The 13,637-nt window shown below is 55.6% G+C and carries 16 protein-coding genes; 8 read left to right on the top strand and 8 right to left on the bottom strand.

The features are described from left to right. Positions 1-67: 67 nt before the first annotated feature. From AAEY27_RS13035 to AAEY27_RS13030, 3 genes are all read right to left on the bottom strand, one after another. The gene (locus AAEY27_RS13035) at positions 68-1,900 is read right to left on the bottom strand and encodes a sensor domain-containing diguanylate cyclase (protein ID WP_342321006.1); all 1,833 of its coding nucleotides are present in this window, start codon (positions 1,898-1,900) and stop codon (positions 68-70) included. Between the two features lie 106 nt (positions 1,901-2,006). Beyond that, positions 2,007-2,060, bottom strand: a complete 54-nt coding sequence (locus AAEY27_RS22435; RefSeq protein ID WP_071890698.1) for a hypothetical protein — start codon at positions 2,058-2,060, stop codon at positions 2,007-2,009. A gap of 117 nt (positions 2,061-2,177) precedes the next feature. After that, positions 2,178-3,206 carry a sensor domain-containing diguanylate cyclase gene (locus AAEY27_RS13030; RefSeq protein ID WP_342321005.1) on the bottom strand — a complete coding sequence of 343 codons (1,029 nt, stop codon included), beginning with the start codon at positions 3,204-3,206 and terminating at the stop codon, positions 2,178-2,180. 327 nt (positions 3,207-3,533) lie between these two features. Between AAEY27_RS13030 and AAEY27_RS13025 the strand changes: the two genes are divergently transcribed. After that, a complete protein-coding gene (locus tag AAEY27_RS13025; protein WP_342321003.1) occupies positions 3,534-3,779 on the top strand; it encodes a putative hemolysin in 246 nt (81 codons plus the stop codon). A 78-nt stretch (positions 3,780-3,857) separates the two neighbouring features. After that, positions 3,858-4,163 (top strand): hypothetical protein, encoded by a 306-nt coding sequence (locus AAEY27_RS13020; protein ID WP_342321002.1) that lies wholly within the window; start codon positions 3,858-3,860, stop codon positions 4,161-4,163. Here AAEY27_RS13020 and AAEY27_RS13015 read toward each other — a convergent pair. Further along, positions 4,160-4,507 carry a DUF488 domain-containing protein gene (locus AAEY27_RS13015; RefSeq protein ID WP_342321000.1) on the bottom strand — a complete coding sequence of 116 codons (348 nt, stop codon included), beginning with the start codon at positions 4,505-4,507 and terminating at the stop codon, positions 4,160-4,162. The two genes, AAEY27_RS13020 and AAEY27_RS13015, sit on opposite strands and share 4 nt — an antisense overlap. Continuing rightward, complete coding sequence (locus tag AAEY27_RS13010) at positions 4,504-5,007, bottom strand: DUF523 domain-containing protein (RefSeq protein WP_425294680.1); 504 nt, start codon at positions 5,005-5,007, stop codon at positions 4,504-4,506. The genes AAEY27_RS13015 and AAEY27_RS13010 overlap by 4 nt, the downstream gene beginning before the upstream one ends. 159 nt (positions 5,008-5,166) lie before the next feature. Here AAEY27_RS13010 and AAEY27_RS13005 point away from each other — a divergent pair, with 159 nt between their 5' ends. Next, positions 5,167-5,874 (top strand): CTP synthase C-terminal region-related (seleno)protein, encoded by a 708-nt coding sequence (locus tag AAEY27_RS13005; RefSeq protein ID WP_342320998.1) that lies wholly within the window; start codon positions 5,167-5,169, stop codon positions 5,872-5,874. Between the two features lie 434 nt (positions 5,875-6,308). Here AAEY27_RS13005 and AAEY27_RS13000 read toward each other — a convergent pair whose 3' ends face one another. Further along, the gene (locus AAEY27_RS13000) at positions 6,309-7,496 is read right to left on the bottom strand and encodes a CynX/NimT family MFS transporter (RefSeq protein ID WP_342320997.1); all 1,188 of its coding nucleotides are present in this window, start codon (positions 7,494-7,496) and stop codon (positions 6,309-6,311) included. Between the two features lie 99 nt (positions 7,497-7,595). On the opposite strand from AAEY27_RS13000, the gene AAEY27_RS12995 reads away from it, so the two are divergent. The 5 genes from AAEY27_RS12995 (at position 7,596) to AAEY27_RS12975 (ending at position 11,674) form a co-directional block, all read left to right on the top strand. Further along, positions 7,596-8,381: an AraC family transcriptional regulator gene (locus AAEY27_RS12995; RefSeq protein ID WP_342320996.1), complete on the top strand. Its 786-nt coding sequence runs from the start codon at positions 7,596-7,598 to the stop codon at positions 8,379-8,381. 204 nt (positions 8,382-8,585) lie between these two features. Next, the gene (locus AAEY27_RS12990) at positions 8,586-9,410 is read left to right on the top strand and encodes an ABC transporter substrate-binding protein (protein WP_342320994.1); all 825 of its coding nucleotides are present in this window, start codon (positions 8,586-8,588) and stop codon (positions 9,408-9,410) included. A gap of 2 nt (positions 9,411-9,412) precedes the next feature. Continuing rightward, the gene (locus AAEY27_RS12985) at positions 9,413-10,234 is read left to right on the top strand and encodes an amino acid ABC transporter ATP-binding protein (RefSeq protein ID WP_342320993.1); all 822 of its coding nucleotides are present in this window, start codon (positions 9,413-9,415) and stop codon (positions 10,232-10,234) included. Next, positions 10,234-10,992: an amino acid ABC transporter permease gene (locus AAEY27_RS12980; protein WP_342320992.1), complete on the top strand. Its 759-nt coding sequence runs from the start codon at positions 10,234-10,236 to the stop codon at positions 10,990-10,992. Before AAEY27_RS12985 ends, AAEY27_RS12980 begins: the two co-directional genes overlap by 1 nt. Then, positions 10,982-11,674, top strand: a complete 693-nt coding sequence (locus AAEY27_RS12975) for an amino acid ABC transporter permease (protein WP_342320990.1) — start codon at positions 10,982-10,984, stop codon at positions 11,672-11,674. The genes AAEY27_RS12980 and AAEY27_RS12975 overlap by 11 nt, the downstream gene beginning before the upstream one ends. Here AAEY27_RS12975 and AAEY27_RS12970 read toward each other — a convergent pair. Then, the gene (locus AAEY27_RS12970) at positions 11,657-12,103 is read right to left on the bottom strand and encodes a DUF441 domain-containing protein (RefSeq protein WP_342320988.1); all 447 of its coding nucleotides are present in this window, start codon (positions 12,101-12,103) and stop codon (positions 11,657-11,659) included. The two genes, AAEY27_RS12975 and AAEY27_RS12970, sit on opposite strands and share 18 nt — an antisense overlap. 176 nt (positions 12,104-12,279) lie before the next feature. Further along, positions 12,280-13,626, bottom strand: coding sequence for an MFS transporter (locus AAEY27_RS12965; protein ID WP_342320987.1), 1,347 nt, complete (start codon positions 13,624-13,626; stop codon positions 12,280-12,282). Positions 13,627-13,637 lie beyond the last annotated feature (11 nt).

Here is a 13,637-nt window from a genome sequence, read left to right as displayed (position 1 = left end):
ATTTATGACATTTTTGTGACGCTTAACGACTGCTGTGAAAAACAGCAGTCAGGCTAATTTTCCGGCGTTACGAACCGTACTGATGCTGTTGCTGCGATTCAGCATTGATCTTTGCCAACAGGCGATAAGGTTTGCTGTCCGCCAGCCACGCCGGAATTTCGTCCGGTGACAGCGGGCGCGAGAACAAGTAACCCTGCGCCTCGTCGCAGCCGTACTCTTCGAGCATGCGCGCCGTTTCCAGATCTTCAATCCCTTCCGCCAGCACCACATAATCCAGCTCTTTCAGCATGGTGATGACGTTACGCGCAATAATGCGGCTGCCGGTATCGGTGGTCACTTGGCTCACCAGCGAGCGGTCGAGTTTGATAATGTCGATCGGAATACGTCGCAAGTAGCTGATGTTGCTGTAACCCGCGCCGAAGTCATCCAGCAAAATGGTAAAGCCCAGCAGTTTCAGCCGATCCAACTCTTCAAGAGCCGGATCGCTCTCCAGCATCTTCTCGGTTTCCAGGCATTCGATACGAATATCCGACGTATACAGCCCGGCGGCTAACACGTTTCGCGCCAGCTCATCAGCGAAACCCGGGTGTGAAAAATCACTGACCGTCACGTTAATCGACACTGGCAGTGACACACCATGCTGTTTCCAGGCTTTAAGCTGGGCGATCACCGTTTTGATGACCCATTGCGTAATATCCGACATCAGGGTGGTTTTTTCCGCCAGCGCGACAATCACCGCCGGGGAAACCTGCCCCAATTGCGGATGTTTCCAGCGCAGTAACGCCTCCACGCCTTCGGTTTTACCTGAGCGCAGGGAAACCTTCGGCTGATACACCAGGTAAAGCTGATCGCCTGACTTGATCGCCTCGCTGAGGTCATACAGCAGCTTGAAGTCGTTATTCCGTTTGTGATCGAGGATCGGATTGAATTGAAACACCGGAATCCCCTGGCGGATGGATTCGTGCAGTGCGCTAATGCCCTGGCGCACAATCTCCTGCACGTTATCTTCCAGGGGGGAGAATTTGACGTAGCCGGCGTGGATCGTCAGGTTGATATCAATATCACCGGCAATCTTCGCCTGCATGCCGGGGAGTTTTTCCGCCCGCTTAACCAGCGCCAGCGCATAATCCATCTCCGCCAAAACGGCGAAACGCCCGGTGGCGAATGCGTAAAGCGTGGTTTCCTCTTTCAGCTTCAACCGCAGTTGCAGCAATGGGCCAAAACTGCGCAGCAGTTTCTCCAGCGCTTCCACACCCAGATAGCGGGACAATTCATAAGCGCGGGGCATATCAATACAATCGAAAATCACTAGCGCGTAACTGCCACTCGCTTTTTCCAGCGACAGACGCGCCATCTCTTTCATCAAAAACTGGCGGTTGGGCAAAGCGGTTAACGCATCGACAAGCCCAATGGTGTAACAAGATTCGAGATAGACCGTGGCGAGAGCCGCAACACGGTGGAAGTTGGTAATTTGCCGGGAGGTGGGAACATAGGTTTCAGGATGGGTTACGCATAATGTGCCGAGCACCGTGCCATCTTTATTAATCATTGGGGCGGAAGCGTAAAAAAGAATATCGCCGTTTTTTACCAGGGGTTGATGATTAAAGCGTTCATCAAGGCGTGTATCGGAACTCATAACCGTTTGTCTGGCATCGAGCGAATATTGGCACATTGTCTGTTCAATGCGTATTTGCGCGTGCTTAATCGGGATGTCTTTAACATATTTGATATATTGGAAATCATCATCAAATGTGGTGATAAAGCACCCTTCGACACCCATCACTTCGCATGCCAGACGAGCAAATTCGGCCAGCGCTGCATCACGTGTTTTATCTTCCCTGCGCAGCAGCTCCAGAGCGGCAAGCCGTTTGCTTTCGCTTTTTTTTAGTCCAGTGAACATTGCGAGCTCCCGCCCAAATAAATGAGACTATGGTGTTCTGTTCAGATGACGCCATCCTATGTTCGGGAGTTCGCTGCTTAATAAAACCTGGCCCGGCTCGCTGTTATTACCACCAGCCGAATTGGGTTCCGGCAACGGCGACAATCGCCACGATCAGCATAATGATGGTTGTCTTTCTCACGAAAACTCCTTCGCTGGCGATAAACGCCAAAATTAATTGTATATGAAATAGTGGAAAATGAGATTTTTCTCAAGCTACTAACTACGGCAGATGCGTTTAATTGAGCAGGATAAAGGTTTTTTTCTCTTTATTCTTTTTCACCCGGTACATCACTTCATCGGCCGCGCGCAGTGCGCCATCCGCATCATACAGCTCCGGGTTGATTTCGATAACGCCAACGCTGGCACCAGGGTAGTCGATATGCTGTTCGCCAAGCTGGTATTCGCCGGTGAGCCGTTTATCGAGGCTCTTTTTCAATGAGACGAGATGGATACCTTGCGGCTGCACCAGCGGCCCGCCAGGACAGGCAATGAGAAATTCATCGCCGCCGAGTCGGCCAAAAATATCATCTTTGCCGCGATCTTTCGCCAGCCGTTTGCCGACTTCAATCAGGAACTGATCGCCTGCTTCATGACCCAACTGATCGTTGATGCCTTTGAAATTATCCAGATCGATAAAGGCGATAATCACGTGGATTTCCAGATGACGGGCGAGGGAAAACAGCGTCGACAAGTTTTCGAAAATGGCCCGGCGGTTGGGCAGGCCAGTCAACACATCGGTGTAGGAATGGGCGATCAGCGCGGCATTGGCTTCGCGAAGCTGGTTCACCAGGTGCTCTTTCTCAATTGACTGCGCAATCAAACCGGCAAACAGATGCAGCACTTGTTCACCGCGCACGCTCAGGGATTTCTTCTCGTTACTGGCCGCGCACAACGTGCCGTAGAGTGAACCGTCGGCCAGATGCACTGGCGTGCTCAAATAGGTAGTAATACCCAGCGCTTGCGCTGCTTCACACTCACTCCAGTGGTTGGCAACGTCATCGTTAAACAGGCAACCGTCATCCAGCGCGCGTTTACAGAGGCTATCGCCCCACGGCACGGAAAACCCTTCCGGGATATCGAGTTGTTTGCTATTGCGGGAATAAACGATGTGTTGCAGGCGGGCGTCGTCGCTGATTTTGGTTAAGTAGGTCGATTCCATATCGGTCACCATCTCCAGCATTTCCAGTAGCTGGCGAACCAAACTTTCAAGGGATTGCTCTTTCGAAAGGGTTTCAGAGACGCGGGTGAGAATGAAATCGGACATGACTTTTTAACTCCTGTGCTCTGGTTACACTATGGCAGTGCACATTAATGCTGAAAATTTCGACTGCGCGCCATTAAAGCATGAACGAAGAAAATTTGATATATCGGGGCGGGGTAACACTCAGATTTAGCAGGGCAATGAAAAAAAGCCCCGTTGATGAAGCGGGGCAAAAAACTCATTGATTACGGAATGATGTTCTCTGGTCATGGGTGAGAACGAGGCAGACTATAACCAGAAAAAGTGCAGTAAGGATGGAGAAATCATGGAGATATCCCCGCGGCAGGGCTATTCTCGTAAACGTTTTTCGCCAATTGAAGGATAAAAAAGATGCGCTATTGGTTGCTGGTTTTCCCCCTGATTGTTGCCGGGTGTTCTGCTGCAAAACCTGACTCTCCGCAACATCCGCAAATCGGCCAGGCAAACCCGGCGGCAATGTATTGCCAACAACGCGGCGGCGTGCGCGTACCGGTTCAAAGCCCGCAAGGCGTGCGCACCGAGTGCAAATTACCGGGCGGCGAGGTGATTGACGAATGGGCGCTATGGCGTCGCGATCACCCCTCATCGGGATCGTGACAGCGCAAAAAAAGCCCGGTAAACTCCGCTTTCGGAATTATCTCATTTCAGGTTTATTCGGGAGCGCACGAGAGAAGTATGTTTCAGTTACGAGCGGGCAGCCAGGCGTTGATCATTGGTGCCCAAACCGCCACCGGGCGAAGCAATATTGGTAAATCTGTTGAACTGTTCGGGCTGTGCCAGCCAGGTGAACGGTTCCTGAACCCGGTGAACGGGGTAGTGACGGAAATGCCGCGTACCGCTCTGCGCGCGCTGTGGCTGGTCACCGGGGATGTCTCCTCGTTTGACGGTCAGCACGGTTTTGCTTTTGTGCGCGGCGAACATTTAATGCCGCTACAACCCGACAGCGAGCCGCAGGACGTGCGCGAACGCGCAATCGGCTAAGCCAGCGTGCGCAGCCAGTCTGCAAGTACAATCGCGTGATTCTGTTCGGTGTTCTTCGCAGCGAATAACAGCGTGACGGCGCTTTCCTTTCCCCGCGCCGCCAGCTTTTTCCCTTCCTCTTTTTGTGCGTCCAACTCCTGTCGATAGCTTTCGCTAAAGGCAGCAAAATCGATCGCTTCGCCGTGAAACGCCTTACGTAGTTCCGTTGAAGGCGCCAACGTTTTGCACCACTCATCATAGTGAAGGTCGGTTTTTTTCACCCCGCGCGGCCACAATCTGTCGACCAGAACCCGGTAGCCATCCTCTTTCGTTGGCGATTCATACACGCGTTTGCATTGGATCATCTCTCTGCCTCCCTTTCGTTAACCCAGGCGATCAGCGCCGGAAGTTGTTGTTCGGAGAAAACGCGGATGCCGTGTTGTTCGAGCAGCGCGGCAGCAACGCCCATTCCCGGCTGGCGCGTGGCGCTGAAGGTGCCGTTATAGATAAACTGGCTGCCGCACGTTGGGCTGCCATCGGTAAGAAGTGCCGCATGGCAGCCGCTTTGCTGCGCAGCTTGCAACGCGAGCCAGGCCGCCAGTTGATAATGCGCGGTCACATCCTGGCCGTTATCTTCGACAATCCGCGCGGTGTCACGCATCACATCCGCACCGCTTCCGGCGACGATCTCCGCCGGGCGGCGCGGCACCGGTAATCCGGCGGCCAGTTCCGGGCAATGCACGACTAAGCGCTTTTCCTGCTGCCAGCGTTCCAGTGTTGCCTGCAATGCGGCTTTCTCGCTGCCGTTGTAACGCACTTTAAAGCCCATCAGGCAGGCGCTGACGAGGATTTTAGTCTGCTGCATAAGTTTCGCCATCGTGGTTTACTCCAGAGCCAGCCATTTTTTCATAATTTGGCGTGATAACACTCTGCCGATTTTAAGGTGTTGTGATTACATTAAAAGACCGCTATCGTCATGTTCCTTATGTTATTCGTTAACTACCACGGCATAAGGACACTTTTCATGCAGCATATCCCCCCGAAAAAAACACTTCGCATCGCGCTGGTGGGTGATTACAACCACGACATTGTTGCGCATCAGGCTATTCCACTCGCGATTGACGATGCCGCCGCCGTACTGGAGGTAACCGCCGATTACGATTGGCTGGCGACCAGTGAAATCACCAGCAATGAAGATCTGGTTGGCTATGACGCTATCTGGGTCGTGCCAGGAAGCCCCTATAAAAATGCCCGTGGCGCGTTTACCGCGATCAAGTACGCGCGAGAAAACGCCGTGCCGTTCCTCGGCACCTGCGGCGGGTTCCAGCATGCGCTGATTGAATATGCCCGTAATGTGCTGGGCTGGGAGGATGCGGCGCACGCCGAAACAGAAAACGAAGGGCGGATGGTGATTTCACCGTTGGCCTGCGCGCTGGTGGATCAAACGGGGCCGATTGAGCTGCGCCCAAATACCCTGATCGCCCGTGCTTATGGGCGCAATGAAATTGAAGAAGCGTACCGCTGTAGCTTTGGTGTTTCGCCAGATTTCGCCCGCGAACTGGAAAGCGGCGATTTGCGGGTAACGGGCTGGGATGAAGAGGGCGAAATCCGCGCCGTGGAACTGGTGACGCATCCGTTCTTTGTCGCCACGCTGTTCCAACATGAGCGCGGCGCGCTGGCCGGACGCCCGGTACCGCTGGTGCAAGCGATGCTTCGCGCGGCGGGGGAGTAACGCGTGATTGCCTGATGGCGCTTCGCTTATCAGGCCTACTCGCTACCAAATGCATCGCGGTTTGTAGGCCGGATAAGGTATTTATACCGCCATCCGGCAATAAAGGCGCCCTTGTTAACGCCTGATGGCGGCTTCGCTTATCAGGCCTACTTGCTACCAAATGCATCGCGGTTTGTAGGCCGGATAAGGTATTTATACCGCCATCCGGCAATAAAGGCGCCCTTGTTAACGCCTGATGGCGGTTTCGCCTTATCAGGCCTACTTGCTACCAAATGCATCGCGGTTTGTAGGCCGGATAAGGTATTTATACCGCCATCCGGCAATAAAGGCGCCCTTGTTAACGCCTGATGGCGGCTTCGCCTTATCAGGTCTACGCGCTACCAAATGCATTGGGATTTGTAGGCCCAGTAAGCGAAGCGCCACCGGGCAAAATACTACTTCGCGACCATCTCTCTGTCGCGCCCGGCATACGCGCCGAACACCGCCATCACCACCGACAACACCCCGCAGGCTAACAGCGGAATATGCCAACTCCCGCTGGCGTCGTGGATTTTACCCATCAGCGGCGGTCCACAGGCGGCCAATAAATACCCCACCGATTGCGCCATACCGGAGAGCGCAGCGGCCTGATGCGCGGAACTGGCGCGCAGCCCGATAAAGGTCAAACCGAGGATCATCGTCGCGCCGGAACCAAAACCAAAAATCAGCGTCCACAGCACCGCATGTTCCGACGCTAACCATAAGCCCAGCGAACCGACGGCGCACATCAATGCCACCAATGCTGCGATCCCGCGCTGATCCTTAAGCCGGTGCAGCACTAGCGGTACCAGCAAACCGGGCGCGGCGGTCGCCAGTTGTAACGCGCCATGCAGAGAACCCGCCTGCGCCTCGCTAAAGCCATGGCTAATCAAAATCGACGGCAGCCAGCCGATCACGATGTAATAAATCAACGAGTTGATGCCGAGAAACAGCGTCACTTGCCAGGCGAGCGCGGAGCGCCAAATCACCCGGCTATGCAATGCACCGGCGTTGCTGAGCGGCGCCGGCGCACCATGGCGCAACCGCGGTAGCCACAGCACTAACGCCAGCAGCGGGAAAACCATCAGCGCCAGTAATGCGCCTTGCCAGCCGGCACCGCTTTGCGCAATCGGCACGACCGCGGCCGATCCCAGCGCCGCCGAAGCGCCCATCGTCAGGGAATAGGCACCGGTCAGTTTTGCCACATGGCCGGGAAAATCGCGTTTCAGCATCCCCGGCAGCAGCACATTACCCAGGGCTATCCCGCAGCCAATCACCGCCGTGCCCATAAACAGCAATACCGGTGAAGGCAGGGAACGAATAGCGATGCCTAAGCAGATAAGCACCAGCGCCGCAAACAGGCTGCGTTCCATGCCAATACGGCGGGCAACGCCAGCCGCTAAAGGGGAAATCAACGCGAAAGCCAGCAGCGGCAGCGTGGTGAGCATGCCGGTTTGCGCGGTGGTTAAACCGTATTGCGCGCGAATCGCATCAAGCAGAGGGGCGGCACCGGTAAAGGTGACGCGTAGCGTCGTCGCAATCATCAGGATCCCGGCAATCAGCAGTATCCCTTGTTTGCCGCGAGAAGAAGAGCAAGTGGTCATCGTATTCTCATCATTGAAAACAGGGCACTACGATACCGTTTTTGCGACGTGGATGTATCAAGTTAAAATGACATTTTATCGCTGAATTCGGACAAATTAATGCACGGACTTGGGTTGAATGGCTACGATCCCGATGGCCAACAAGAAGCGGCGGTGGCGTTTAGCATCACGGTGGAGGCGAGCGAGCAATTGATTCCTGAGCATCATCACCGCAAAGGGCAACTTATTCTGGCGCTGAAAGGGGCGATCACCTGCGAAGTGGAAAATGCGCGCTGGATGGTGCCGCCGCATCACGCCATGTGGTTGCCGGGCTTTGTGCCACACAGCAACCGCGCCACGCCAAACGCGCACCTCTACTTTTTGTTTCTCGAAGAGTGGGCGGTGGTGATGCCGGAATATTGCTGTACGCTGAAGATCTCCCCGCTGGTGCGCGAATTGATCATGAGCCTGGCGTCGCGCACGCCGGCACAGCGGCGTCAGCCGGCTACGCAGCGGCTGGTGCAGGTGCTGTTTGATGAACTGCCGGATCAACCGCAAATGCAGTTACAACTGCCGGTTTCTGCACACCCGAAAATTCGCCAGATGGTCGACAGTATGGAAACCTGCCCGGCACAAAGGCAGACGCTGGCGCAGTGGGCACAGGTGTTTGCCATGAGCGAGCGCAACCTGGCGCGGCTGGTGGTGAAAGAGACAGGTTTAAGCTTTCGCCGCTGGCGACACCAGATGCAGCTGATCCTCGCGCTGCGGCTGTTGATTGGCGGGAAATCCGTACAACGCATCGCCCAGACGCTCGGTTACGACTCGACCACGGCGTTTATCACCATGTTTAAAAAGGGGCTTGGGCAAACGCCGGGGCGCTATTTGGCGGCACTTGGCGACAGGTAATATTTTCTGCTCTCAATCCCTTTTCTTTTTTGTGGATTAACCGGGATTGTTCTGGGTAAGGCAGGAAGATAAGTGATTAGTATGGGGTCTTTGTTTTTAATAACTTTTTCAGATATTCAATGCACTTTTTGATATTTGTCTGCCGAAAGGCGGTGTGTGAATTTAGCCCTCAATTGAACACAATAACAGGGCATAAGGAAAAGCATGGCAACCTCATTACACACCCCAAAAATCACTGCGCTCAGCGCACTGGCGCTGCTTTCAGCGCTCTCTTTCTCTGCTCACGCCGACAAACTGGCCGATATCAAAGCCGCAGGCGTGGTCAAAGTCGCGACTTTTGATGCCAACCCGCCGTTTGGCGCCATTGATCCGAAATCGCACGATATCGTTGGGTATGACGTTGATTTTGCGAAAGCGCTGGCCAAAAGCCTCGGCGTGAAGCTGGAGCTGGTCGCCACCAACCCGGCGAACCGTATTCCGCTGCTGCAATCCGGCAAAGTCGATCTGATTGTCGCCGATATCACCATCACCCCGGAACGTGCGCAGGTCATTGATTTCTCGACACCTTACTTTGTCACCGGCCAGCAGTTCCTTGTTCCGGCCAGCGCCCCAGACAAGTTGGACGCTTACAGCAAAGCGCGTATCGGCGCGGTGAAAGGCACCACCGGCGAACAAGCATTGCATCAACGTTTCCCGCAATCCCGCGTGCTGGCGTATGACGATATCCCGCTGGCATTGACCGCGCTGCGTAACGGTAACGTGCAAGCCATCACCCAGGACAGCACCATTCTTGCCGGTTTGCTGGCGGAAGCGCCGGACAAAGCGAAGTTCAAAATCCTGCCGGATCTGCTGTCGAAAGAGGAGATTGGCGTGGGCGTGAGCAAAGGTGAAACCGCCTTGCTGAACGCGGTGAACGACGAGCTGGTGGCGCTTGAGAAAAATGGCGACGCGGCAAAAATCTACGACACCTGGTTTGGCCCGCAAACCAAAACACCGGCTCCGCGCAGCTTTACCATAGAAGCGAAATAACGATGTTGGCAGGTCTGTTTTCCGCCTCTGTGGCTGATGCCACGGAGGCGTTGCCCGTGCAAAAAGGCACGGTAGAGTTTCGCCAGGCGAGTAAACGTTATGGCGACAACGTGGTGCTTAACGCTATCGATTTGCAGGTTGCCGCCGGGGAAGTGCTGGCGGTGTGCGGGCCGTCCGGTTCCGGCAAATCCACACTTATCCGCCTGATAAACCAGCTTGAAACCCTCAGCGGCGGGGAAATTTTCGTTGATGGCCAGCCGACCAGCCAGCGAAAAGGGCGGGCGCTGCGCGCATTACGCCGCCACGTCGGCTTCGTCTTTCAGCAATTCAACCTCTATGCGCACCTTAACGCGCTGGACAATATCACCCTCGCGCTGCGGCGCATTCATGGCAAATCCGCCGCCGAAGCACAAAAAATCGGCCTTACGCTGCTGGCGCGTGTGGGCTTGCAGGACAAAGCGCATCACTATCCTTCCCAGCTTTCCGGCGGGCAACAGCAACGGGTAGCGATTGCCCGCACGCTGGCGGCCGATCCACACATCATTCTGTTTGATGAGCCAACGTCGGCGCTGGACCCGGAAATGATTGGCGAAGTGCTGCAAGTGATGAAATCGCTGGCGCACAGCGGCATTACGCTGATTGTTGTCACCCACGAAATGCAGTTCGCCCGTGAAATCGCCGATCGTGTTGTCTTTATCGACGGTGGCGAGATCCTCGAACAAGCCGACCCGGCGCAATTTTTCACCGCGCCGCAGCACCCGCGAGCACAGCGCTTTCTGCAAAAAGTGCTTAACCCGCTGCACGCGGATAACAAGGAGTTGTAATGGTGCTGCATCTCGACTGGGCGGGTGTGCTCACCGGGCAGCCCGCGCAATGGATAGTGTCCGGATTTCTCACCACCATTTGGGTCACCGTTGCGGGCACGCTGCTGGCAACGGTGCTGACGGTGTTGTTGCTGGCGCTGCGCCTGGCGGGCGGCAAAGCGGGCAGGGGCGTTGTCGCCGTGTGGGTGTCGCTGTTTCGCAATACGCCGCTGCTGGTGCAATTGCTGTTCTGGTATTTCGCCGCCTGGAATTTGCTGCCGCAGGGCTTTCGTCAGTATGTGAATGACGACCATGCTTTTAGCATTCTGCCGGGCGATGTCTGGTGGTTCACGCCGGAATTTCTCTCGTCGGCCTGGGCGCTGGGGCTGTTTACCGCTGCTTTCCTCGTCGAAGAGATTCAGGCGGGTTTACACGCCGTGCCGCGCGGCCAGGTTGAAGCGGCGCAGTCGCAGGGCTTTAGCCCACTGGCGCTGTTTCGCTGGGTGCTGTTGCCGCAAGGGTTACAAAACGCGTGGCAACCGGTAGTCGGCCAGTATCTCAATTTGATGAAACTCTCGTCGCTGGCGACCGGCATTGGACTGGGGGAATTGACGTACCAAACCCGGCAGATCGAAAGTTTTAACGCCCATGCGCTGGAAGCTTTCGCTATCGGCAGCGCGCTCTATCTGCTGCTCGGGCTGGTGATGAGCGTGCTGTTCAATCTGCCGCGCAACTGGCAGGCGCAGCGCCGCGCGACGGAGGTGCAACGTGATCGCTAATATCACCGTCATTACCGATAACCTCGACTATTTGCTGTGGGGGCGGGCGGCGCAGGGCGAACCTGGCGGTGTGTTGTTATCGCTGTTGATGACGCTCGGCGCGGCGGTGTTGGCGTTTCCTGGCGGCGCGTTGCTGGCCTGTTGCGCCTGGCGTTTTCGCGGCTGGCCGCGCAAGGTGCTGTTTCTGTGGGCGGAGCTGATTCGCGGCATTCCGCTGATTTTCGTCATCTTCTGGCTGTGGTTTCTGCTTCCCTGGCTGACGGGCGCGGATCTGCCCGGCGCGGTGACCGTCACGCTGGCGCTGGCATGGTTTACCTCGGCGTCGGTGATGTACTCGACGCTGGCGGCGCTGGGCGCATTACCGAAAGGGCAGTATGAAGCCGCGCTGAGCAGCGGGTTTGGCAGTGTGCAGATCCTGCAACTGGTGCTGTTGCCGCAGGCGTTACGCAATGCATTGCCGTCTTACATCGGGCTACTTATCGCGCTTTTGAAAGACACTTCGCTGGCGTTTATCGTTAACGTGCCGGAGCTGACCACCGTGGCCGGGCAGGTGAATAACCGGGTGCAGGTTTACCCGGCGGCGTTATTTATCTTTTGCGGCCTTGTGTATTACCTGCTGTGCAGCGCGCTGGAATTTGGCGTTAAGCGCTGGCAGCGGCGCTACTCACTGCCGGCCAATTAAGAGCGACACCAGCCCTGCGGCAATCAGTGGCCCGACCGGAACGCCCCGGAACAGGGCCACACCTAACACCGTTCCCACCAGCAAACCGGCGACCAGCGACGGTTGCGCGCTCATTAATGTCACCCCGCGACCGCCCAGCCACGAAACAAAGACCCCAACTGCAATGGCGAGCAGCGATTTCCAGTTCACAAACGAGTGCAGCAATGTTGAGGGCGGCAGCGATCCGCTGGCGATCGGCGCCATCACGCCAATGGTCAGAATGATAATGCCGATGGTGAGCCCCTGTTTTTCAATCCACGGGAAGAAAGTATTCAGCGGCGTGATGCGCACGATGATCAGCACCAGGATCGAGATCGCCACGGTGGTGTTGTGGCTGGCAAATCCCAGCGCGACGAGCGCCAGTAAAATAAACAGCGTGGTATCGAACATTCAGAGGTTCCTTGCCAAAAATGAAACCTTTTTACTCTACGCATAAATGCGTGATGGAACAGGCTTTTTTCATCTGTGCGGTGAATTTCAGGCAGTTGCCAGAAACGGCATGAAAAAAAGCCATACTGCAACCGTCGAAAGCAGTATGGCTGAATGGGGAACCTGTCCCCATTGCTTCAGGATTTATGTAATACGGCGTCCACCGCAGGCGTGCCCGGCGCGGCGTCGAGGGTCAGACGTTCCAGTTTGCCGACGATAAACAGGTAAGAAATCACGCCAATCAGCCCCATTGAACCGATGTAGATAATCGCCCAATCGAAGGAACCGGTGGCCTGAATAATAAAGCCGATCACCAGCGGCGTGAGGATGCCCGCGACATTACCGAAGGTATTAAAAATACCGCCCGCCAACCCCAGCGCCTCTTTTGGCGAGGTATCGCTTAACACGCACCAGCCCAGGTTGCTGAAGCCTTTGGCAAAGAAGGCCAGACTCATCACAAAAATCACCAGCGGCGCGGATTGCGTATAGTTGGCAATGATGATGGAGCAAGAGAGCAACATGCCCAGCACAATCGGCAGCTTGCGCGAGAAGGTCAGGCTGTAGCCTTTACGCAGCAGGTAATCCGACAACATGCCGCCGACAATCCCACCCACAAACCCCGCGATAGCCGGGATCGCTGCGGCCAGCCCCACTTTGATGATCGACATGCCTTTGTCCTGGTAGAGGTAAGTCGGGAACCAGGTAAAAAAGAACCAGGTGATCGAGGTTAGGCAAAACTGGCCGATATAGACGCCGACCATCATGCGATTGGCGCACATATTTTTGACCTGCTGCCAGCTAATCGCCTGTTTTTGCTGCGTCGCCGAACCCAGCTCCGGGATGCCGCCACCGTTACGGATATACGCCAGTTCTTCGTTGTTGATCGATTTGTGTTTCAGCGGATCGCGCACAAAGCCGAGCCAGAACAGGCCAAACACAATGCCCAACAGACCGGCGCTGAAAAAGACGTAATGCCAGCTAAACAGCGTGATCACATACGACAGGATCGGTGTAAACACGCCCAGCGCGACGTAAGGCGCAGTCTGGTAAATCGAGGTGGCGAAACCGCGTTCGTTATTGGGAAACCACTGCACCGACAGGCGGCTACTGGCCGGTGTCGCAGGGGATTCCGCCATGCCCATCAAAAAACGGAAAACGAATAACATCACAAACGCCGAAGGGAAGAGGTACACCGCGCCCTGCAAAAAGGTAAACACCGACCAGACGATCATCGCCAGACCGTAGACTAACCGGGAGCCAAACTTATCCAGCAATATACCGCCGGGAATTTGGCACAGCATGTACGCCCAGCCAAACGCGGAAAACGCCCAGCCCATGTCGGCGGCGCTAAAACCCAACTCTTTACTCATCACCGGGGCGGCGACGGAGAGCGTCGCGCGATCGATAAAATTGACCAACATCGCCGCGCCCATAAACCCCAGCATCACGTAACGCACGTTGCTTTTTTTGCCTGATGTGTTCATTGCTTACACTC

The organism is Kosakonia sp. BYX6, from assembly GCF_038449125.1.
In the GTDB taxonomy this organism is placed as follows: Bacteria; Pseudomonadota; Gammaproteobacteria; order Enterobacterales; family Enterobacteriaceae; genus Kosakonia; species Kosakonia calanthes.
The sequence above is the reverse complement of the archived record's forward strand: the minus strand, read 5'-3'. Positions and strand labels throughout refer to the sequence as shown.